Source organism: Sphingobacterium sp. UBA7038 (assembly GCF_002494055.1).
Taxonomy (GTDB): domain Bacteria; phylum Bacteroidota; class Bacteroidia; order Sphingobacteriales; family Sphingobacteriaceae; genus Sphingobacterium; species Sphingobacterium multivorum.
Genome location: NZ_DLAV01000019.1, coordinates 45461 through 65498, shown reverse-complemented (window position 1 = coordinate 65498; position 20038 = coordinate 45461). Strand labels below are relative to the sequence as shown.

Here is a 20038-nt window from a genome sequence, read left to right as displayed (position 1 = left end):
TCCATTATCGTTCAAAGCCTTTAGAATTTACCGGCATTGTTGTTGAAAAAGAGGTCGTTTAATGCAGCAAAGAAAAAAAGTGTCCAGAAGAAATCGGCAAGATCGTAAAGAGATTCAATGTACTTCATAATCTTTTCTTGGGCCATCATGGGGTTGAAGCCTTCTCTGTCAAGATGCATCAGGTCAACTTCGTGATTAGCTTTTTGTTTTTCGGATTTTCCCTTATTGATTTATCTGTTGTAAAATATTATGATTAAATTAGCGTAGATGAAAACTACAGCTAATCTTCTGGTGTCTATTTTGGAGCAGTCCCATAGTGCGATCGCAATTTATGATAGCATAGACCTAAATATTGCTTTTGTTAGCCAAGGTATGCTGGATATATTATGTGTGGATCGGTCCATCCTAGGGCGTAGTTTTTGTGCATGCTTTCCTCATTTTAAAGAAGAAGGTTTTTCATCTATTTTGAAAAACGTTTGGAAAACAGGAATTGTCTATCAGGCTGAGCGTACACCCGCAAATATTGTTCATGAAGAGACGAAAACACTGCGGTATTTTAATTTTGAATATAGGCCATTGCTTGACGAGGAGGGGAAAACCTATGCTATTTTGCATACGGCAAGTGATGTGACTGAGCAACATCTTGCTTACAAAAATGTGGAAGAAAAGCAAGAGCAGCTTATGTTTAGCCGCGAATTGGACGTGCTCGCCGGCACTTTGGCACATGATCTAAAAAATCCATTGTCTGTTTTGAAAATTGGGAATAGTTTTCTGAGCAAAAATGTGGGTGTTTCGGTTAAGGTAAGTGAAAGGTGGTTTGAAACCTTTGCGGCATCTATTCAAAATATAGAAAGTATTATAAATCAGACATTGCAGCTTGGCAAGATACGCAGTGCCGAGAAAGAAGTCGCGTGTGTGGCAATGGATAAAAAAATAAGGAATTGTATTGATGAAATTAAACTGGTATATCCCGACAAACAAATGGAAATCAAATTAGGAGATCTATTTCCTTTGTATACGGATGGCGGAATCGTTTATCAGGTTTTTATAAATCTAATTGGTAATGCCGTTAAATATGCAAAAAAATCAGGTGAGGCTTTTTTGCATATTTATAGTGAAAAAGCTGATAAAGGAGTAGTATATTATCTCGAAGATAATGGCATCGGGATTCCGGAAGACGAGTTGCAGAAGGTTTTTCTTACAAATGAACGGGCGAGTAATACTGCCAAGATTGCTGGATCGGGAATCGGGCTGGCATTGGTTAAACATCTCATGGAACGTATCGGTGGGACGATTCATTTATCGAGCGAACTTAACAAAGGGACCGTCGTTCGCTTATTTTTTCCAGTTTCATCGCGAACGTTAGCCTAAACAACTTTTGACCTAATACTAACTTCGGCTGGAAGTTTTATTTCGGGCATGAGGAAAATAAAATTCTTGTGATTGAATTTTCTTGGGCGAAATAATCGTATTTTGCGTAGCTGCAAGCAAGATGAAATAACAGCGTAAACAAATTTAAATTTAAAAAATCAGCTACTCAAAATCCGTTGTTGAGTAGCTGATTTTCTAATTTATCGCTTCACAAATGCGATACCGCTGATGCTTGCAGATCCGCCTGCCGTTAATGGCTTGGATACGGTGTTCCAGACCACGGGATTAAATTGGTTTCCTGTATTGGTCTTTTGGACCATCACGCTGGTGGAACCGCCGTTCAATACAAATGCATCGTAACTACTTAAGGCTCCCATCAAAACGGCAACATCATTTAAACTGATGCCTACTGAAAAATTGGTGTCACCGCCATCAACAACCAAGGCATACATCGTTTTATTATCTGCGGATAGGCCAATGGCTGTTATCGCTTGAACAATTGCTGCTGTAGTCAAAACGTTATAACCTCGGTAACGGACCCAATTGGTCCCGGATACCAGTCCGCTAAATTGATTCAAATCATAAGGCTCAAAAGCAAACTTGGTGGTATCGGCACAATTGCCAATATAAGGCGAGCCATCTTTGCGTATTGCAAAGAAAGGTCTGGTCTTCTCTTTGGTCTTTATATTGCTCGTGGATACATTGATCTGCCGCCCGTTTTTAATGTAGGAATAAGTGGACGATAACGCCGCATTTATTGCTGCGAGGATCTCGCCGCCTGCGCGTGGTTCGCTATACTTTGCCATATCACCTATCGGCTGGCTCACATATAGGTAATCATCAAATGCACTCATGATTGAAGGAAAAACCGCTTTTGATGAAAGATCTACAGTGAGCAGTTGAAGGCTCACGCGTTGATCGAGCTTGTTCTGGTAGCGAATATGGGTTCGTACAAGTCCTTTGGTTAGGGTAACAGATGAATCGACCAGAAATGTTTTGATGAGGTCGGTCTGCGCCATGAGCTTCTTGGTGACGGGCTCTATTTCCTTGTCTTCTGGAATAATATCGGTGGGCGGAGTTACTATCTCTTTATCGTCAAAGCTGGGATAATCATCCCTTTGCTTGCAGGAATATAGCATGCTGATGCACGTGATGTACAAAAGGACATTTCTTAATATTGTTTTTCTTTTCATATCTATCGAACTAAGAAAAATGAAACATAAGGCTTCATGATGGTGCTGGTAAATCCATCATAGCCCAAAGCATAAATGACATATGACCTGCGGTCCAGGATGGCTCCTGCATTGCTGTAGGACGCGATTACAGTGCCATTTGTTACCGGAGATCCCGCTTTGCGGATCTTCCAGGTACGGGTGGCAATGCGGTTGAGCTGGAAATATGGACTTGTTTCCAGGTATTTAATGTCCTTGGCGACAAGTGAGTCTTGCACGGCGATGGCATCTGCGCTCCCAGTGGCCGCAGCACCATAGTACAGGTCTATTGATGGTACATTGGGCATCAGATTGGTAAAGTGATACCTTGCTTGTGTACTGTCGGGCCGTGTGAGGTCTTCTTCATTGAGGATCATTTTTGTGTTCTGCGCCGTATCGGTAATATGAATGGTATAGCGCTTGCCTGCGCTCAGGTTAACGGATGATTCGGCCAAGATAATGGAGTCGCGTCCATCGTCGGTTTTATGTGGAAGGGCAACTTGTACTTTTACGTTGCCGGCTTTCCATTTTAAAAAATCAGGCCGTGAATCTCCACGGGTATTATACCCGCCGCCGGGAAAGGGCTCGCGTCCCCGGATGCGTGAAGTAACGCGCTGATCGTCAAATTTGACATACATATAGCGGTCATCGGGATATATCGATGCCATATTGATTTTCACGATGACATCATCGGCGCCAAGTAAATCTACTTTTCCAAAGTCCTGAATGGATTTCTCGCATGAATATAGGCCAAAGACACCTAAAGCTAGAAATGCTAAGTTTTTGAATATCTTCATAATGTTTCCTTTAATACGTTAATAAGTTGTTGTAACAAACCAGGTTGGCTTAATCACGTACTCCGGCTCTAATCCGCCCCATCGTTCAAGCTCTGAAGCATTCCATACGTACTCCGAATTATAACGAGGCCGGACGCGGTAACAATAATCATTGTAAGTCAGCTGGCTGCCGGCCAATGGAATAAACTGCTTGAATATTTCCGTGTTATAATGATATTTCCTTAAATCACACCATTGTTCAAGACCTCCCCAGCCCCATTGCACAATATACTTTTGTCCCATAATGTCGGGAAGGGTTAGATCAGCAGCTGATAGCGGTATTTCTCCTCCCTTGATGTAATTATCTATTTCAACAGCAGTAATGGATTTTTCATTGGTTGTATTGATGTACTTATTGACGAAGTTCATGTGGGCATAGATACCTTTGATATAGGCCTCATAGGCCTTTGCTGCGTCGCCTTTGATAAAGAGGGCCTCGGCTTTGACCAGTTGCAGCTGCGCATAGGTCATCAATGGAAAATCTGCGGCGTCTCTAAAGATGAATTTGCCTACACCGCTACTGACGTCGCCTAGGATATTTGGAACGGTGGTATTGGATACATTGGGCTCACCACCGACGAAAATACTGTCAACAGGATTATTGATCATCAACATACGCGATAGGCGAGGGTCTGTCGATATTTTTGGATTTTCAATAGGTTCGCCCCGCAATCCCCCGGTTAGGTAGCGCACAATAGGCTTACCGGCTCTGTTGTAATAGGATGTGGTATAAAGGCCGAATTTTGAGCTCACCACATTGGCTGTTTCGGATTTGTCGCCGTCAAATTTAACGCCTGCATCATCGGATGGTGAATCAAAGGAGCGGTCCACAAAATAGGCAATCGAGTCTGCATACTTTTCCTTAAAATCGGGTTTATTAACCAAGTGAATGTACTGAAGTGCTTTTAGGCCATAGACAAATTTGCGCCAACGGTCCATATTGCCCCGAAAGAGATTATCGCCCTTTTTTGAATTGAGGTTGGCGCTGTAATCGACGGGGCTTTTTTGATCCAGATAATATAATGCAGAATCACACCATACGCGTACTTTAGCATACACTTCTGGTTGGTCATTGTATCTGAAAGATAACTGTTGCGTACGCAAGGCCTCATCGAGAATAATGGGGCCGTGATAGTCGGTCAGCATCTGATAGCCCCAGGCTTTTACGGCATAGCCGATTGCGGCATATTCATATTTCTGATTGGCTATGGCGTCATTGATCATCAACTGCAGGTTGAGTCCATGATCAAAATAGACCATACGCCACATCACACCGCCAACATCACTTTGCTGCGGGAAACCATGACGTTCCCAGATCCGGGAGGATTCGTCTGTGCTCGCGCCCAAGATGGTTTGATTGAATTTGTTCATCTGCCGCTGGTCATTGGCATAACCATTGGCCATCTGATAGATGATCGGAGCTAGAAGCAATTCGGCTTTGACTAGCTGCGGGTTGGACGGATTTTCATTGATGTCCAGGTATTTTTTACAACTGCTCAATCCGGCAAGGACTGAAAAGATGAGTATATAAAGTTTTGTTTTCATGATATATTCCTCCTAAAATCTCAAGTTAAGACCAAAATTGAAACCTCTTGGCTTAGCCATGTTTCCGTAATCTATACCATATCCGCCGATGCCGCCAAGGCCTGCCGTATTACTATTGCTTTCCGGGTCAAGTCCTGTATAATTCGTAAAAAGAAAAAGATCGGTAGCGGTAAAAAATACACTTAATGCAGCTTGTGGCGAAATACGCTGTGTGAGATGCTTGGGAAGTGCATAGCGGAGTGTAACATCGCGCAGTCTAAATGCATAGATGTTTTTCTCGATAAACATCTGCGGTTCTATATTGGTCATATAGTAGGCTGAAGCTGAATAAGGGGTTACCGCAATACGGTTCGTTGTTGGATTGGCTGTATTTTCGAGTCCGTCCTCGAGTACCCCCTCAATCACCCGAGGGTTTTCCCGATTTAACGTCTTAACAGACTGCCCATAGGTATAGAGCCTATAATCCAGTCCATTGAGCACATCGCCACCTTTGCGGAGGTCCCATAAAAAGGTGAGGTAAAAATCTTTGTAGTTGAACTTATTGACAATGCCCAGCGTGAAGTCAGGAATACGATCTCCAATAGGATAATATTTGTCGGTGCCGGCGATGGGTAGACCGGTTTGAGGGTTTATCAAAATGTCTCCGCGACCGTTTCGCTTAAATTGTGTTCCAGTTAAGGTACCGATACTATAGCCCGGCATGACCGAAGACCTTACGCCGCTCAGTACCCAGGTGTCAGAATCATACAGTTCGGGCAATTCTTCCGCTAATGAAAGTACTTTTCCTTTGTACTGGGTAAAATTAAAGGTCATGTCCCAACTGAAATCGGTTTTTTTGATCGGGTTGACGTTGACTTGCAATTCGGTACCGTAAGTCTTGACTTCACCGCCGTTCATCATCCGTAAAACGAAGCCTGAGCCATAACTCAGTCGCGGTAGAATGATCTGCCCGGTGCTTAAACGGTTAAAATAGCTGAAATCAAATGTAAGGCGGCGCTTAAAAAAGCCAAATTCGAGTCCTGTTTCAAAATCGCGGGTTTTTTCGGCTTTCAGATCGGGATTTCCGCCATTCACACCATAGGCAAATCCACCACCTGTGGATAGCTTGGGCTCGAGATTAGATAACGTGTAATAGCTTTTAAAGGGCGCTTTTCCCGTTGTTCCCACAGAGATGCGGTATTTTCCGTCGCTGAGCCATTGCACTTTATTTTTGAAGAAAGATAAGTCTGAAAAATTGAAGGCCAACGAAGCCGATGGATAGCCAAAATAGGGATTATTGGGCATCATTCGGGAGGCTGCATCCAGTCGTCCGGTTAAATTTAGATACAGCAGGTTGTCAAGATATCCAAATCCAGCCTGTGCCAAAAATCCAACTGTCCGAAAGTTATTGGCAACAGATCGCGCCAGGCGCGTGCTCGGAAAGGTGTTGTTGATGCTGTAAAAGTTGGGATCGTAAAAGTCCTCGCCATATTGGGAGTTAGTAAGGGTATTGTAGTCTTTAAATTCTGTTCCCAAGTTTGCCCTAAAACTAATGTCGCGCCCGATTTTTGTATTGGCCGTCGCCATAAATGATCCCGAGAGCACGCGTGCATTGACTTGATACTCATTCATGGAGCCATTGCGTACATTGGTCGAAGACCCTGATCCGGAGTAGGATTGAGGATGGTAAACGCTTTGCCCCCGTGTGTTGGCAAAGTCGATGCCGATGATCCCGTTGAGGCTTAGCCAGTTCGTAGCGCGATAGGTCATGTTGGAAGTGGCAAGGAGGCGGTTTACATCATCATTGGCGGTGTTGCGGTATACATCCCAAAAGGGATTATCCAGCTCATTGTAAATATCGGTGCTGTGGAGTACACGATTCCCTTTTTCATCGATCCAGTCGCGAACATCGTACAGCGGGTTGAAGCGCATCAGGGTAATCAGGTAGCCTGTATTGCCTTTACGGACTTTATCGTTTTGTGAATTGATATAGTTGAAAGAGGTGTTAAATTCGAGTTTGTCGTTAAATTTTGCTGTTCCATTGAGGCGGGTCGAAAACCGCTTATAGCTGGTATTGGGGACGATACCAGTATTGTTGCTGTATTCATTGGACCAGCGGTAAGTCACTTTTTCTGATCCGCCTTCGAAAGAAAGATTATGCTTTTGATTATATCCGGTGCGGAAGAAGTTGTTGACATTGTCTTTGTAGAGCGTGACTCCTTCTGCATATTTTGGTCCCATTGAATAGACCGAATTAGCGGCGTATACACCATTGGTTCCCTGTGCATAAACATATTGCCGCTCGGGGTATTTATTGACCGTTTCAACACGTCCTGAGAGCGAATAGTTGACGGTAAATTTACCGGCTTTTCCTTTCTTGGTTGTTATGAGAATGGCTCCGCCTGCACCTTGGCTGCCGAATTGGGCTGTCGCCTCTGGGCCTTTCAGGATGGTATAGGTTTCGATATCGTCTGGATTGATATCCATTGCCCGATTGGAGTAATCGAGATCTCGATTTGCTCCATTGCTAGCCAGGTCATTTTCATTCAGTGTGGAGTTGTTGATGGGTACGCCATCGACAACGATAAGGGTATTGTTGTCGCCAGAGATGGAGGCAAAGCCGCGCAGTACGATTTGTGCCGATGCACCTGGCATACCGCTTGTACTATTGATTGAAAGGCCCGGTACACGGCCTTGGAGACCTTGGAAAAACGATTCGCGTTGGGTTTCGGATACATCTGATCCGGCAACGATAGGTGTGGAGTATCCGAGGGTTTTTCGATCACGTTTGACTCCGAAAGCGGTGACTACCACTTCGTCGAGGGACGAACTGTTTTCGGATAGGCTGATGTTGATTACCGACTGCCCCATGAGCGCTTTTTCGATTTGGTTATAACCGACATGTCTAAAAATTAAGGTGGCGTTTTCTTGTACGGTGATCTTGTACATTCCACTGTTGGTGGTGATGGACTGGGTGTTTTTGCCTTTTTCGAGAACTGTTACACCGCCTAATGCCGACCCATCTGTCGTAGTGACTTTACCGGTAACGATTTTTTGGGCCAGGGCGACACCATACGTACTCAGTAAACTCACTAGTATGAGCATACTTCTTTTCATAATAAAATTGTGTTTGATTAGTTTCGTTTAACTTAGGTTTTGCCAATACACCTGGTGCTTGGGCAACATAAATATTGTGCTATTTCATAAAAATTTATAGCGGTTAGAAATCGGTTTGTATATGTTTTATATCAAATATAGCATAAAAATGCATTTTTTCAAATTATTATACAATTTTTGGATTGAAATATTGTATTTAAACGAATAAAAATGCAAAAATACGCTTTTTTAAAACGAAGGGTTTAGCGTAAAATTGAAGAGCCCAGCCTGTTTACTAAATCAGACTGGGCTCTATTCGTTTAAATCGGTTTTTTACGTCCTTTAGCAACCTGGATTTTGTGTCAAACTATTGTTGCCGACGCAATGAAGGTGGTATTGCCTAAAGTGCGTAATAGTTGATGGACTACTTACCTAATGCCAGCTACTGTTGAACGGGTATCGATCGTAAAACATCTTTTGTTAAGGGTTTTGAAAGATAAGAAAGCACCATGTTGTTGTCTGCTGCGCGACTCTGGTCTCTTAAATCTACGGAAGAGGTTAACATATGTATGCGCAAGTTGTCCTTATTGGGAAAATCTTGCATCGCTTCCAGAAATTGCCAGCCATCCATAATCGGCATATTGATATCCAAGAAGACGAGATAGGGATTTTGTTGATTTTGCTGTATGTATTCCACCGCTTTCTTTCCATTTTCTAAAATGACCACAGTCGCATCGGGATAGACACTAGCAATGATTTTAGTATGTACAAAATTGATGACAGCGTCGTCATCTATAAGTAGTATCTGTTCCATTTTAATGATGAATAAGGTTTGTTTTAACGGTGATTTGCGCAATCACCGCATCTAATTCTTTTGCGGAATCCATAATCAGATCCATAATTTCAGCAGTAGATTTTCCGCCGCCATCTAATTCCTTTGAAAGGTAAATTAGGCTCATGATCCGTGTTAGTGGAGCGCGGATACTGTGAGACTGCAGCCAGGCGATTTCACAGAGGGTCTCGTTCTGTTTCTTTATTTGATCCATAGCCTGATGGGAAGCTGTAATATCTTGTATTGTGCCTTCAATTTTAATCGTATTACCCGTTTCATCAGTGACTAATCGCACTTCTTGATGCACCCATTTCAACTTTCCCGATAAGGTGATGATTTCATGCTCAAAGCTTTTGATAATTCCAGGCTCTACGTGAAATAAAGGATCATCCTCGAGCATATGCTGGTCTTTGGGCTGCAAAGTTTGCTTGATATTTTCTAAGCTGGGGATAAAGGTGCTAGGCGAACACTCATAAATTTTGTACATCTCCTCACTCCATTCCGTGACATCCGAATCTATAGTTCTAAACCAGTACCCGAGCTTAGCAATTTTTTGGGCTGTCTTTAATTGTTCATAAGCTGTTTGTAACGCGTGCTCGGCAAGCTTTTGTTTGGTGATATCCTTCCCGACAGCAACAAGCGTTTTGGATTCTGCTGCTACAGTAGCCGACCATTGCAACCATTTCATATCACCGGAGGATGTTAAAAACCGACCCGAAAAACGCTCGGTGTTATGGCCGCTCATCAATAACGAAAACCCTTCTTCTAAACGCTCTCGATCTTCGGGATGGATGAGTTCAAACATGGGGGTAGCATATAGATATGTTGTAGGATAACCCAGCACTTGGCTGAAAGCTTTATTGCATTTTTTGATATAACCATCGAAACCAATTATGCACAGCGGATCTGAAGAAATATTGAAAATAGAACGATACTCTTCTTCTGTCACTTTTTGTTTGACGAGTGGGCCAAGCTTTTCGCTGACATTGGTCAGTAAATTTATCATTTCGACAAGATTCTCTGGCGCAGACGTCGAAAAACATACGATGCAGCCCAGAAATTCATCGCCATACATAACCGGTCGTCCGATTCCCGTGGAAAGACCCACCGTCCTGGCCGCTTCTGCGCGTAGAAAATCTTTATTTTCGCCGAGATCGTCCCAAATAACCACCTTTTTTTCTTTCCATACTTTACCTGCGAGCCCGTCCTCTTCTGTAAAGGAAGTCAATTCCTGCGTCTGTTGGTGAAATAGCGCGAACTTACTTTGCTGCGACGATTTTGACACAAGGTGTAACTCGCTGTGGTCTGGAGCGACCAACCAGATCTCGCTGACACGTATCTTGGGAAGCAACACCAATCGTTGAAGGGCTTGATCTAGTGAGGATATCAGGGAAATAGACTTTGCAAAGGTTAAGGTCAGCTCGGTAAAAAGATCGTTGACGATCTTCTCTTTGATTTCGGCGGTGACCTCCTGCGTATTAGCAATGATGCCCTCAATAAGGGGCGTGTTTAGGTGGTTGGATAATTCGGTTTTAAACCAGCGCAGATCGCCGTTTGCATCGGGAAACCGATATGCGCCAATGGAAGCCGACTTCGATACCTTCATTTTGTCGAGCTGCGCCTTGACCTGGCGAGCATCATCTTCATAGATGAATTCAAAGGCACTTTTGCCCACAAAGGCTTCAGGATCCATCCCCAGAACGGTAGTGGATGTAGGGGCTACATACTTGTATTTGCCGTCGAGGTCGATAATGGCCACAAGATCCCGACCATTTTCGATTAATGATCGAAACCTTTTCTCACTGAATGAAAGCTCCTTGTAGGCCTTGTCTAAGTTGCGTTCTTTCTCATAGAGCTCGGTCAGTTCGGTGGCGGTAACGATTTCGGCTTGAATGCCGTTGAAATTGATGGTGTTGCCTTTAATCTGTACATACATAATACTGCCATCACGTTTCTGATGCCGAAAAATACTTTTCTTAAATTTTTTTAGCCGGCTTTTGGTTCTTTCTACAGCTTCCTCCAATTTCGGTATATCCTCTTGCGGGCGAATATCTCTGATTGTCATTTGCTTAAACTCTTCCTCGCTATATCCGTAGTGATGGATGGCTTCTTTATTTACAGCAAGAAAACGTAATGTATCTAGGTCATAGATCCACATGGGTAGCGGGACTAGGTCGAATATGGCCCGGTCAAAATCGGATCTTTCGGTAGTTACACTAAGCATATAGATTCATGGGTATACTTATACACAGTAAAAAGTTGTGTATCTAAAAATAGCAAAAAAATAGATAGATTATATCAACCGCGGAAATTAATGGCAGGCTACGGGCTCTGGGTAATCGGCTTTCGCCATTCCTTTGACCAGCTCACCACACTTGCGCATCGACGCTGCATACGGATTTTCTATCGTCTTGTCGTAACTTAGCCAATAGCCTTTTTCCATAGGGCAATACTGCAGGTACATCGCCTCATCGGTACATTTCATCGTCTCCATAATGGTAAATAGGGATTGTGTGACTGCAGAAAACGACGCTTTCATAGCCGTTAGATCTTGTGCGGCTTTCAGGCCGGCTGCATCGGCCTTCATGGTTTGGCTTACCTTCTTTAGACGCATCATATCGTCGAGCTGCAATCCTTTCAGCCGAAAGTTCTGCACTTCTTTTTCCAGCTGAACGGCATGTGCTTTGCCGCTGGCAAAGTTGTCTGGATTAAATCCGTAACCAGCTGTCAAATTTACAACTTTTCGGCTGAATACTTCCTATTGGGGGCAATAGTTTTCAGCCGACAGTATGTATGCTGCGCTGTAAGTTTTGATAATGAGTGCAAATGAGGAAGTTTTGAGTATGTTTCCTCAATATATTAGTCCTTAATGGCAGAGGAGAGATCGATAAATTGCTTTTTGTAGGCAATTTATCTAAGTTTGAAGAAGAAATTAAAACAAAAATAGGAAGGAGCGATACTATGGGCACTCAAGAATATTTATTAGATAAAGCTGAAAAAAAAGGAATTCAGAAAGGTAAGATTGAAGGTAAGATTGAAGGTAAAATTGAAGGTAAGCGCGAGGAAGCTATTGCCATTGCATTGGAGTTTAAGAAAATGGGTTTACCTATTGCTGATATTGCTAAAGGTACCGGGCTTTCTATCGAAGAAATCGAAAAACTGTAATCAAATACTTTTAAAGTTTATAGATATTTATTGTGAGCCATTTCCGAAAGGGAATGGCTTTTTCATTTTCAAGATGGAGTAGCTCTAATAAAAAACTCCCCCTTCATCGCTGATAAAAGAGGAGAAACTTTATAAATCTAAATTATGAAAAAATCTTATCGTTAATAATAAAGCGTCCTAATAGATTAAGCCGCTTCGCTAGATTTTGGTATATTTCAACCGGCTAATCTAATATAGGAATAATTCTTCTCTGAAATTCAAAAATTAAAAATATCTTTTTGCAGTTTGTTTTTCCTGGTTTTTGCAATTGTCTTAGCTAAGTCTAATCATTGAGCGCTTACTGTGCCGTTAATGTAGTCGAAAAAGTTGGCTAGGGGGCGCTTGCTAATCTATTTCACTTAAATAGCATAGAGAATGTTGTGTCACGAAATCAATTAAGCATTTTTCTTCTTCACAATTGTATTACTCTTGTCTTTCAATTCCTTGGCTTGGCGTCGCATTTTCTTTAAGGAAATGCTGGACTTGGTTGAGTTTGCTTGAACTGCCAATAGGTCCATCTCTAAGAATGATATTTTGTAGTTCATCTTTAAGGTCCTTCATTTATATCTAGTTCAAAGACACTTATCTATATGCAGACTAGGGTGTGTTGCTATATGCCCTTTTCTAACCCAATTATTGGACGCTAGGCATCACCTTAGCAGCAGTCGAAGAGTTTGCAGTATTATTCGTCTCGCTCTTTTCGTTGTTTAGAGATAGTATAGAATTCGTAAATAGTTATTTGTATAATTGTTCAGATACATCTATCAGTTTCATATTTTGAGATTTCGCAATCGAAAAAACTTCATGAGCATAAAAATCATCTGCAGTTTGATTTAGTACTTTCGTGAATCTTGTATTTTCTAATTTTTACTAATTAAATTAGTTTTTTTATATTGTTATTTCGTATCTTTGTACTGTTAACCAGTTGATAAATAATTATGAGTCCAAAATCAAGGCGTGTAGACGACCCTTTGTGGAAATCTATCTTAGAACAAACGTTCTCGCATTTTTTACGATTTATCTTTCCGGATGCGGATGCCGTTTTTGATCTGAGCAAACCCTTTGATTATCTCGATAAAGAGTTTGAGAGTTTATTTCCTCCGGAAAGCAACGGCAGGGGAGTCCGTTATGTAGACAAGCTTGTGAAGGTATTTTTAAAGGATGGCAGCGAACAGTTCGTACTCTGCCATGTAGAGATTCAGAGCAATAAAGGCAGGGGAGATTTGGCCGAGCGCATGTTTCGCTATTTTTATAGAATATGGGATCGTTACAAAGTTCCAATTACAGCTATTGCAATTTTGGCAGATGAAAACAAAGGCTATCGACCAGTGGTATATAGCCAGGAGTTTATGGGAACTTCATTACGCTACGATTTTAATAGCTATAAGATCCTCGATCAGGAAGAATCGGAATTGCGAGCAAATGAGAATCCATTTTCAGTGATTGTCCTTACTGCACTTTTGGCTGTAGTAAACAAGAAAGTGACCGATGATGGACTGAAAGAAATAAAACATGATCTGTATGATGAGATGATGAAAAGGAAGATGGATAAGGATACCCGACAGGGGCTATATGATTTCCTTACTTACTACGTAAGTTTTGATAATGAGGAAGTTTTAAGTATATTTGAACAAGAAATTAAATCAAAAATAGGAAGGAGCGATACAATGGGCACTCAAGAATATTTATTAGATAAAGCTGAAAAAAAAGGAATTCAGAAAGGCATTGAAAAAGGTCTTAAGACTGGTATTGAAAAAGGTAAGCGTGAAGAAGCTATTGCCATTGCACTAGAGTTTAAGAAAATGGGTTTACCTATTGCTGATATTGCTAAAGGAACCGGTCTTTCTATCGAAGAAATCGAAAAGCTGTAATCAAATACTTTTAAAGTTTATAGATATTTATTTTGAGCCATTTCCGGAAGGGAGTGGCTTTTCATTTTAAGGATGCTATATGGTCAAAAAAAACTCCCCTTTCATTGCTGATAAAAGAGGAGTGCCTTTTTAAACTAAATATATGAAAAAACCTTATCGTTAATAATAAAGCGTCCTAATAGATTAAGCCGCTTCGCTAGATGTTGATATATTTCAACAGGCTAATCTAATATAGGAATAATTTTTTGGAATTGGAAAAATAAAAATATTTTTTTATGTCTGCTTCTCCATTTTTTTTGGCTGGCTTAGCTTAACCCAATTATTGGTCGCTCGTCATCGCCGTGGAAGTAGTCAAAAAGTTGACTTGGTTTTATTTGTAATATTTTTGCTAAAGCATACACTTGATAGGGGTAAAAACCGGTATCATCATTTTCATGTAGGATTTTTCTTATTGGGTACACTTGAGGTCCAATTTTCGGTGTCATATCTTTATGTTTACGGCTGGCAACGAAAATTACCTTAGCGAATTTACTTAAGCTTTCATTGGTTTGTGAATTTTTCCGTACCCGTCATTGGCTAAGCCTACACGTTCAATACCAAGTGATGTGTTTCTATTTTTTATCAGATAGGGCCTCTATCAATAACTTTTGTGTAGAAATTAAATCCTTTTGAGTCTGTATTGTTTCTTCCTGCCTAGATATCAGTCGATTAGCCTGGTCTAACTGCTCGTTCAGAGAATTGATTTTTTCATTCCATTGTTTATACTCTTCCTCTCGATAAGTTTTAAATGGCTCATCGTTATAGTAATATTGTATGAAATTATGGTCTAATGCCTTTGAATAGGTTAATAGTTTATCAATGGAAAGAGAAGATCTTTTATAATCATTTCCAACATTTTGCTGGTTTTCATTTATCAGATCACCAACCAATTTCTGCGACAAGTTTTTTCTATCCGCGATTTCCTTAATCTTTTCTCCGATATTCATTAATTTTATTTGTTGTTTTTACAAAATATTTTTTTGATAATTTTTATTTAATTATATTTGTATCATAATCAGGTAATCTGATTTAGTCTCGGATATCGAAACGGCAAATTTCAAATGACACGAGATGTAGGGTTTGCGAACCCCCCAGCTTTTTGTATCTTTACAACAAGGAGGGGCGAGCACTCTCTATTGGAAACTGTGTCAAGGCTCTTTGCCGTGCCCGATGTTCGGTGGAAGATAGTGAGGCTCGCCCCTTTTATATTTAGCCATGCCTTTCATATCTTCCCCCCTTGAGACTCTTTTTGTTAACCATATTGTAATATTATGAGATCAAAAGAGCTAAGAACATTTACAGAACGACGGCAGATCAAGGATCAGCTTCGTCGGCTTGCAGTATCACTGCTCATCAAGAACAAATACTGCCCGCCAGAATAGCTTCTCAAAAGCTTAAAATCAGCAATGGCCCTTTACCTCGGATGAGGAATGTGCATACAAAAGCCAACAAAGGCCTGTGGATAGCACCGCCACTGTTGATTTTGCCGACCGGTACTTTTTTAAGATCTATGCCCCAAAAATGCACGGCTCCCTTCTCTTTTATCTTCGCACTTTAAAAGTAAGGGTTTCCGAAATCAAAAGCAAAGATTAAAGAAAAATACGATTGTAGATTATCTATATATAAGGTCGGTTTTATATTTTACCAACGGACGCGGTATCGTCTCTATCAAATTACGTGTAACTGTCCTGCACCGCGCCCGATAACCTATTTCTTATTTTTTCACCGCTGTGACCTGAGTTCATTCAGGTTCCCGCAAAAAACTGATTTCGGTCGGACAGGGAGAGCTATGTGCTATGGTCACAGCTAAAAACTAAACACATGAAAGCCATTTATGAAGATCTCCTGCATCTTGATAGGCCATTTTACGAGATCCATGAAGACAGTTACGATCCATTGAAATGTATCGAAAACTTTTGGGATAATTATCCGCTAGTCTCAATACGCGAATACCTATATGCTTTGGATTTCAAATGCAAAAACCTCGAAACAGCTGCCGAATGCAAATTGGAGGCTGTACAGCAAACGCTATTTTTGGCCGATATCCTGCGTGCTCTGATGGCGTATTTCCTGACGCATAGCCGCCATTTAGATACAACCCAAATAAAGCTGTCAACACTGGACCTCAATAGGAAGGAACTCCAGCTGACCAAAAAAATCAATGATTTTTTTCAATCCATTAACCCACCAAAACCTTAAGATGATGAAATCAATACTATATAATTTGTACAAGGCTTTTAAGAGCAAACGAGCACGAGCGATACTGCTGTGTTTGGTTTCTATGTTTAGTTTATCGGCCCAGACCCCCCGCAAGGACAGCGGGGCGGATGGGCTTTCTGCAGTTGCACCGATCAATGTAGGCGATCGGGTGCCCGAAGATTTTTATACCCGACAGTATAAAGTTTACACGAATGGTAAGGCTATCACTACAGATCTAAAACATCTGAAAGGTAAGCTGATCATCTTGGACTTCTGGGCCTCATGGTGCGGAATGTGTCTCACTCAGATGCCAAAAGGGGAGAAGCTGAGCCAACAGTATGCAGATACGCTAGCCATGGTACTTGTCAATACCAAACATCGCCGGGATGATCTCCAAAAAATCAAAAAGACCTATAGCGAAACCTTAGCTCGGATAGGAGGGAGCGCGCTACCTACTGTTTATAATGATGAATATCTAATAAGCTTGTTTCCGCATGCTTCAATTCCGAGATATGTATGGATCTCGCCACGCGGTACCGTGCTGGCAATTACAGGTCATACATTCGTAAATAAAGAACAGATTGATAATGTAATCGACTTGTTGAGGGGGCAAGGTAATTATGAATAGATGGTTAACTTACGCGCTGTTCATTACATTATGCTTCTTGCAGATGGAATTAAAAGCGCAGCACAACTATACTGGAACAGTAGTAGATGAGTCCGCCCACCCAATTGCTGGCGCAAGCATTACGCTGTTGAAAACAAAGACGCAAACGAGGACGGATCGCGAAGGAAAGTTTCAAGTATCGGCGACTGATCTTAGTGAACGGCTATCTGTCAGCTACATGGGGTATGAAACGCGTGTACTGGCGCTTGCTGAATCCAAAAATAGGAACTTTTGGATCGTTCTTAACAAGAAAACAAATCAGCTTGAGGAGGTGATGGTCGAGACAGGCTATCAGCGCATTCCCAAAGACCGTGCTACCGGGGCTTTTGCACAGGTAGATGAAAAGGTCATAACGCAGAGACTATCATCGGGCAATATTCTTGACCGCTTAGAAGGGAATTTTTCGGCTCTGCAGATGGATCGGCGCGATGGTACCAATCAGATCAATATTCGCGGTATCAATACGCTTTCCAGTGCGCTCATGGGACCGCTAATTATTGTCAATGATCTGCCTTTTGAGGGTGATATCAACGCGATTAATCCGAATGATGTGGAGACCGTTACGCTGCTTAAGGATGCTGCAGCAACATCGGTCTGGGGGGCACGGGCCGGAAATGGTGTTATCGTAATCAAACTAAAAAATCACAATAAACAGGAGGGAACAGCGGTGGATTTTTCGTCTAATCTAACCATTACCGCCAAACCTGACCTGATGTATTTACCTAAAATGTCTTCGGCAGAGTTTATAGATGTGGAAAAAATGCTTTTTGATAAAGGATTTTACAATACCATATTGAACGGTACTAATTCGAATAGGGGTATTGTATCTCCAGTTGTTGATGGCCTGTATGATCTTTCCAAAGGATTGATCACGCAAGGGGAAATGGATGCGCGTATCGAACAATATATGACTCAGGATTATCGAAAAGACCTGCTGCGCTACGTCTATCGCAATGGTATCTTAAGCCAAAATAATATTGCGCTGTCTGGTCATGATGAGCAGAGTGGTTACCGAGTAGGGATCGGCTACAATAGAAATATGCTCAGCAAAAGGGAAAGTAGTAATCAGCGGCTGGTGATCAATGGAAGTTATCAGCTGAATTTCTGGAAACGCTTTAAGCTGGAGAGCAACCTGCTTTATTCCAATATGAAGAATAGCTATAATCCGGACCTCATTGATTATCCAATTGGTGTGGGCGGAGGTAGGACAAATCTATATCCTTACGCACAGTTGATGGATGATGCCGGTAATCCCCTAACGATTCCATCACAATATAATTTTAGGTATATGGAGACTGTAGCTACGCGCAATGAGGGACTGCTGGACTGGTTTTATCGACCGTTGGACGAATTTGGTACATCCAGATCCGATAATAATACCAATTATTGGAATGCAGGGCTTAAACTGTCGGTCAAGCTGTGGAATAGTCTAGATATTACAGGCCAATACGGCTTTGAAGGTCAATTGGGTGCGAATCGAACCTTACGCGGGCAGGAATCCTTCTTCACACGTGATCTGATCAACCGTTTTACGCAGATCAATAATGGGGCGGTAAAACGGATTGTGCCGCTGGGAGGGATACTGACCAATGGTAACAATGATTTCACCAGCCATAAAGGAAGAGTACAGCTCAATTTTGCACACAAATGGAGTGACCTACATGAACTGAATTTTTTTGGGGGCGCTGAAGTGTCGGCACGCAGGGAAGAAAGCAACCTGTTTACAACCTATGGTTTTGACGAAAATCTGTACAATAGCCAACTGATAGATCCAATAACTGCCTATCCGATCTATGATGGTCTGAGTGGATTGAGCCGTATTCCCTATACAAACGGGTTTGATAAACGAATGCGTCGATATGTATCGCTATTTGGGAATGCTTCCTACACTTATCGGGGGCGTTATATCTTTTCGGTAAGTGGCCGAAAAGATGCCTCTAACTTGTTTGGGGTAAATGCCAACAACAAATGGAATCCATTGTGGTCGGCTGGATTGGCGTGGAAGCTGTCAGATGAAGCCTTTTTTCCGAAGAATAAAATGGTTAATAGTTTGAAGCTGCGGTCTACATTGGGGCATAGTGGTAATTCGGGTGGTATGACAACTAGTTTGCCTATTATCAGTTATATGTCGGGACTAAATACGGATGTCAGCACTTTTCCACGTGCCATCGTCTCGTTGCTGCCCAATCCATCGCTCCGTTGGGAAGATGTCCGCATGTTCAATGTCGCGTTGGACGCTTCCTTGATCAATAATCGGATTGTACTTTCCGCGGATGCTTATTTTAAAAAGTCGACGGATCTTTTTGCATCGGATCCCATCGACCCTACTTTTGGTTTTAGTACGCTGCGACGGAATGTGGCTATTACTTCGGGAAGGGGTATTGATATTGATCTCAATGCAAAAATATTGGATGGTAACTTTAAATGGAATGCGACGGTACTGTTTACCATAAATAAGGACAAAGTGAACAAATATTATGGCGGTACCTGGCGTGCTTTGACTTTTACCTCTTATGCAGGGCAAAGTATTTCTCCAGTCGAAGGTAAGGCACTCTATCCTGTATTCTCTTACCGCTTTATGGGACTTGATCCTGAAAATGGCGATCCGCAAGGATCGCTGCAGGGGGCTATCTCTAAGGATTATACCAAAATCCTGGCAGACTCTATCCAAAATTTGGTGTACCACGGTTCGGGAATCCCTCCCTATTACGGATCGCTCAACCAGACTTTCAGCTGGAAATCGTGGCTCTTGAGTGTCAATATCGCCTACAAGTTTGGTCATTTCTTCCAAAAGGAAACAATCCGGTACCTGGATCTTTTTAATGGTTGGCGCACCCATGGAGATTATGCAGAACGTTGGCAGAATCCAGGAGATGAATCTCAAACAACCGTTCCATCGATGACTTATCCAGCCAATTCAAACCGTGATGATTTCTATGCTTACTCGGAAGCCAATATTGGTAAAGGGGATATTATACGCTTGCAGGATATTCGTTTGCAATATCAATGGCTGCTCATGCGTAAGTTTCCCGTACAGGCTTATGCTTCGGCCAACAATGTAGCGCTGTTATGGAAAGCCAACAAATGGGGCATAGACCCCGATTTTAACAATATGCCTCCTGCTCGAAATTATAGCTTGGGGTTATCTATTCATTTTTAATAGAAAGGAAGAAATTATAATGAAAAAT

16 protein-coding genes are annotated in these 20038 nt (G+C 41.9%); 6 read left to right on the top strand and 10 right to left on the bottom strand.

Annotation, left to right across the window (positions count from 1 at the left end; translation table 11 throughout):
* Positions 1 to 20: 20 nt before the first annotated feature.
* Positions 21 to 179, bottom strand: a complete 159-nt coding sequence (locus tag B3H30_RS12890; protein ID WP_158638866.1) for a hypothetical protein — start codon at positions 177 to 179, stop codon at positions 21 to 23.
* An 88-nt stretch (positions 180 to 267) separates the two neighbouring features.
* Here B3H30_RS12890 and B3H30_RS12885 point away from each other — a divergent pair, with 88 nt between their 5' ends.
* Entirely contained in the window at positions 268 to 1371 is a 1104-nt protein-coding gene (locus B3H30_RS12885) for a PAS domain-containing sensor histidine kinase (RefSeq protein ID WP_145328121.1), read from the top strand.
* Between the two features lie 200 nt (positions 1372 to 1571).
* Here B3H30_RS12885 and B3H30_RS12880 read toward each other — a convergent pair whose 3' ends face one another.
* The 7 genes from B3H30_RS12880 to B3H30_RS12850 all read right to left on the bottom strand — a co-directional run bounded on the left by B3H30_RS12880 (position 1572) and on the right by B3H30_RS12850 (position 11601).
* Positions 1572 to 2564, bottom strand: a complete 993-nt coding sequence (locus B3H30_RS12880) for a phosphodiester glycosidase family protein (RefSeq protein ID WP_286775341.1) — start codon at positions 2562 to 2564, stop codon at positions 1572 to 1574.
* Positions 2565 to 2566: 2 nt separating this feature from the next.
* Positions 2567 to 3379, bottom strand: a complete 813-nt coding sequence (locus B3H30_RS12875) for a DUF4397 domain-containing protein (protein ID WP_286831829.1) — start codon at positions 3377 to 3379, stop codon at positions 2567 to 2569.
* Between the two features lie 18 nt (positions 3380 to 3397).
* Positions 3398 to 4963 (bottom strand): SusD/RagB family nutrient-binding outer membrane lipoprotein, encoded by a 1566-nt coding sequence (locus B3H30_RS12870; protein ID WP_286834240.1) that lies wholly within the window; start codon positions 4961 to 4963, stop codon positions 3398 to 3400.
* A gap of 12 nt (positions 4964 to 4975) precedes the next feature.
* On the bottom strand, positions 4976 to 8059 hold the full coding sequence (locus tag B3H30_RS12865; RefSeq protein ID WP_112375357.1) for a SusC/RagA family TonB-linked outer membrane protein: 3084 nt from the start codon (positions 8057 to 8059) through the stop codon (positions 4976 to 4978).
* Between the two features lie 421 nt (positions 8060 to 8480).
* Positions 8481 to 8852, bottom strand: a complete 372-nt coding sequence (locus B3H30_RS12860) for a response regulator (RefSeq protein ID WP_112375358.1) — start codon at positions 8850 to 8852, stop codon at positions 8481 to 8483.
* A 1-nt stretch (position 8853) separates the two neighbouring features.
* Positions 8854 to 11094 (bottom strand): PAS domain S-box protein, encoded by a 2241-nt coding sequence (locus B3H30_RS12855; RefSeq protein ID WP_286834236.1) that lies wholly within the window; start codon positions 11092 to 11094, stop codon positions 8854 to 8856.
* Between the two features lie 87 nt (positions 11095 to 11181).
* Positions 11182 to 11601 (bottom strand): hypothetical protein, encoded by a 420-nt coding sequence (locus B3H30_RS12850; RefSeq protein ID WP_286834234.1) that lies wholly within the window; start codon positions 11599 to 11601, stop codon positions 11182 to 11184.
* A 161-nt stretch (positions 11602 to 11762) separates the two neighbouring features.
* On the opposite strand from B3H30_RS12850, the gene B3H30_RS12845 reads away from it, so the two are divergent.
* Positions 11763 to 12035 (top strand): hypothetical protein, encoded by a 273-nt coding sequence (locus tag B3H30_RS12845; protein ID WP_239468780.1) that lies wholly within the window; start codon positions 11763 to 11765, stop codon positions 12033 to 12035.
* 434 nt (positions 12036 to 12469) lie between these two features.
* Here B3H30_RS12845 and B3H30_RS12840 read toward each other — a convergent pair whose 3' ends face one another.
* Positions 12470 to 12619 carry a hypothetical protein gene (locus B3H30_RS12840; RefSeq protein ID WP_172462433.1) on the bottom strand — a complete coding sequence of 50 codons (150 nt, stop codon included), beginning with the start codon at positions 12617 to 12619 and terminating at the stop codon, positions 12470 to 12472.
* A 393-nt stretch (positions 12620 to 13012) separates the two neighbouring features.
* On the opposite strand from B3H30_RS12840, the gene B3H30_RS12835 reads away from it, so the two are divergent.
* A complete protein-coding gene (locus B3H30_RS12835) occupies positions 13013 to 13945 on the top strand; it encodes a hypothetical protein (RefSeq protein WP_286834230.1) in 933 nt (310 codons plus the stop codon).
* A 611-nt stretch (positions 13946 to 14556) separates the two neighbouring features.
* Here the strand turns inward: B3H30_RS12835 and B3H30_RS12830 are convergent.
* Entirely contained in the window at positions 14557 to 14931 is a 375-nt protein-coding gene (locus tag B3H30_RS12830) for a hypothetical protein (protein WP_088159892.1), read from the bottom strand.
* 874 nt (positions 14932 to 15805) lie between these two features.
* On the opposite strand from B3H30_RS12830, the gene B3H30_RS12825 reads away from it, so the two are divergent.
* Genes B3H30_RS12825 through B3H30_RS12815 form a run of 3 tightly spaced genes read left to right on the top strand, consistent with a single transcriptional unit; the run spans position 15806 to position 20010 of the window.
* On the top strand, positions 15806 to 16183 hold the full coding sequence (locus B3H30_RS12825; RefSeq protein WP_286834228.1) for a hypothetical protein: 378 nt from the start codon (positions 15806 to 15808) through the stop codon (positions 16181 to 16183).
* 1 nt (position 16184) lies between these two features.
* Complete coding sequence (locus tag B3H30_RS12820) at positions 16185 to 16811, top strand: TlpA family protein disulfide reductase (protein ID WP_286834225.1); 627 nt, start codon at positions 16185 to 16187, stop codon at positions 16809 to 16811.
* Positions 16812 to 16854: 43 nt separating this feature from the next.
* Positions 16855 to 20010 carry a SusC/RagA family TonB-linked outer membrane protein gene (locus tag B3H30_RS12815; RefSeq protein WP_286834223.1) on the top strand — a complete coding sequence of 1052 codons (3156 nt, stop codon included), beginning with the start codon at positions 16855 to 16857 and terminating at the stop codon, positions 20008 to 20010.
* Positions 20011 to 20038: the final 28 nt, after the last annotated feature.

Excerpts from the sequence above, each read along its gene's own strand:
- B3H30_RS12890 (WP_158638866.1), bottom strand. The coding sequence starts at position 179 with ATGCATCTTGACAGAGAAGGCTTCAACCCCATGATGGCCCAAGAAAAG.
- B3H30_RS12885 (WP_145328121.1), top strand. The coding sequence starts at position 268 with ATGAAAACTACAGCTAATCTTCTGGTGTCTATTTTGGAGCAGTCCCAT.
- B3H30_RS12880 (WP_286775341.1), bottom strand. The coding sequence starts at position 2,564 with ATGAAAAGAAAAACAATATTAAGAAATGTCCTTTTGTACATCACGTGC.
- B3H30_RS12875 (WP_286831829.1), bottom strand. The coding sequence starts at position 3,379 with ATGAAGATATTCAAAAACTTAGCATTTCTAGCTTTAGGTGTCTTTGGC.
- B3H30_RS12870 (WP_286834240.1), bottom strand. The coding sequence starts at position 4,963 with ATGAAAACAAAACTTTATATACTCATCTTTTCAGTCCTTGCCGGATTG.
- B3H30_RS12865 (WP_112375357.1), bottom strand. The coding sequence starts at position 8,059 with ATGAAAAGAAGTATGCTCATACTAGTGAGTTTACTGAGTACGTATGGT.
- B3H30_RS12860 (WP_112375358.1), bottom strand. The coding sequence starts at position 8,852 with ATGGAACAGATACTACTTATAGATGACGACGCTGTCATCAATTTTGTA.
- B3H30_RS12855 (WP_286834236.1), bottom strand. The coding sequence starts at position 11,094 with ATGCTTAGTGTAACTACCGAAAGATCCGATTTTGACCGGGCCATATTC.
- B3H30_RS12840 (WP_172462433.1), bottom strand. The coding sequence starts at position 12,619 with ATGAACTACAAAATATCATTCTTAGAGATGGACCTATTGGCAGTTCAA.
- B3H30_RS12835 (WP_286834230.1), top strand. The coding sequence starts at position 13,013 with ATGAGTCCAAAATCAAGGCGTGTAGACGACCCTTTGTGGAAATCTATC.
- B3H30_RS12830 (WP_088159892.1), bottom strand. The coding sequence starts at position 14,931 with ATGAATATCGGAGAAAAGATTAAGGAAATCGCGGATAGAAAAAACTTG.
- B3H30_RS12825 (WP_286834228.1), top strand. The coding sequence starts at position 15,806 with ATGAAAGCCATTTATGAAGATCTCCTGCATCTTGATAGGCCATTTTAC.
- B3H30_RS12820 (WP_286834225.1), top strand. The coding sequence starts at position 16,185 with ATGATGAAATCAATACTATATAATTTGTACAAGGCTTTTAAGAGCAAA.
- B3H30_RS12815 (WP_286834223.1), top strand. The coding sequence starts at position 16,855 with ATGGAATTAAAAGCGCAGCACAACTATACTGGAACAGTAGTAGATGAG.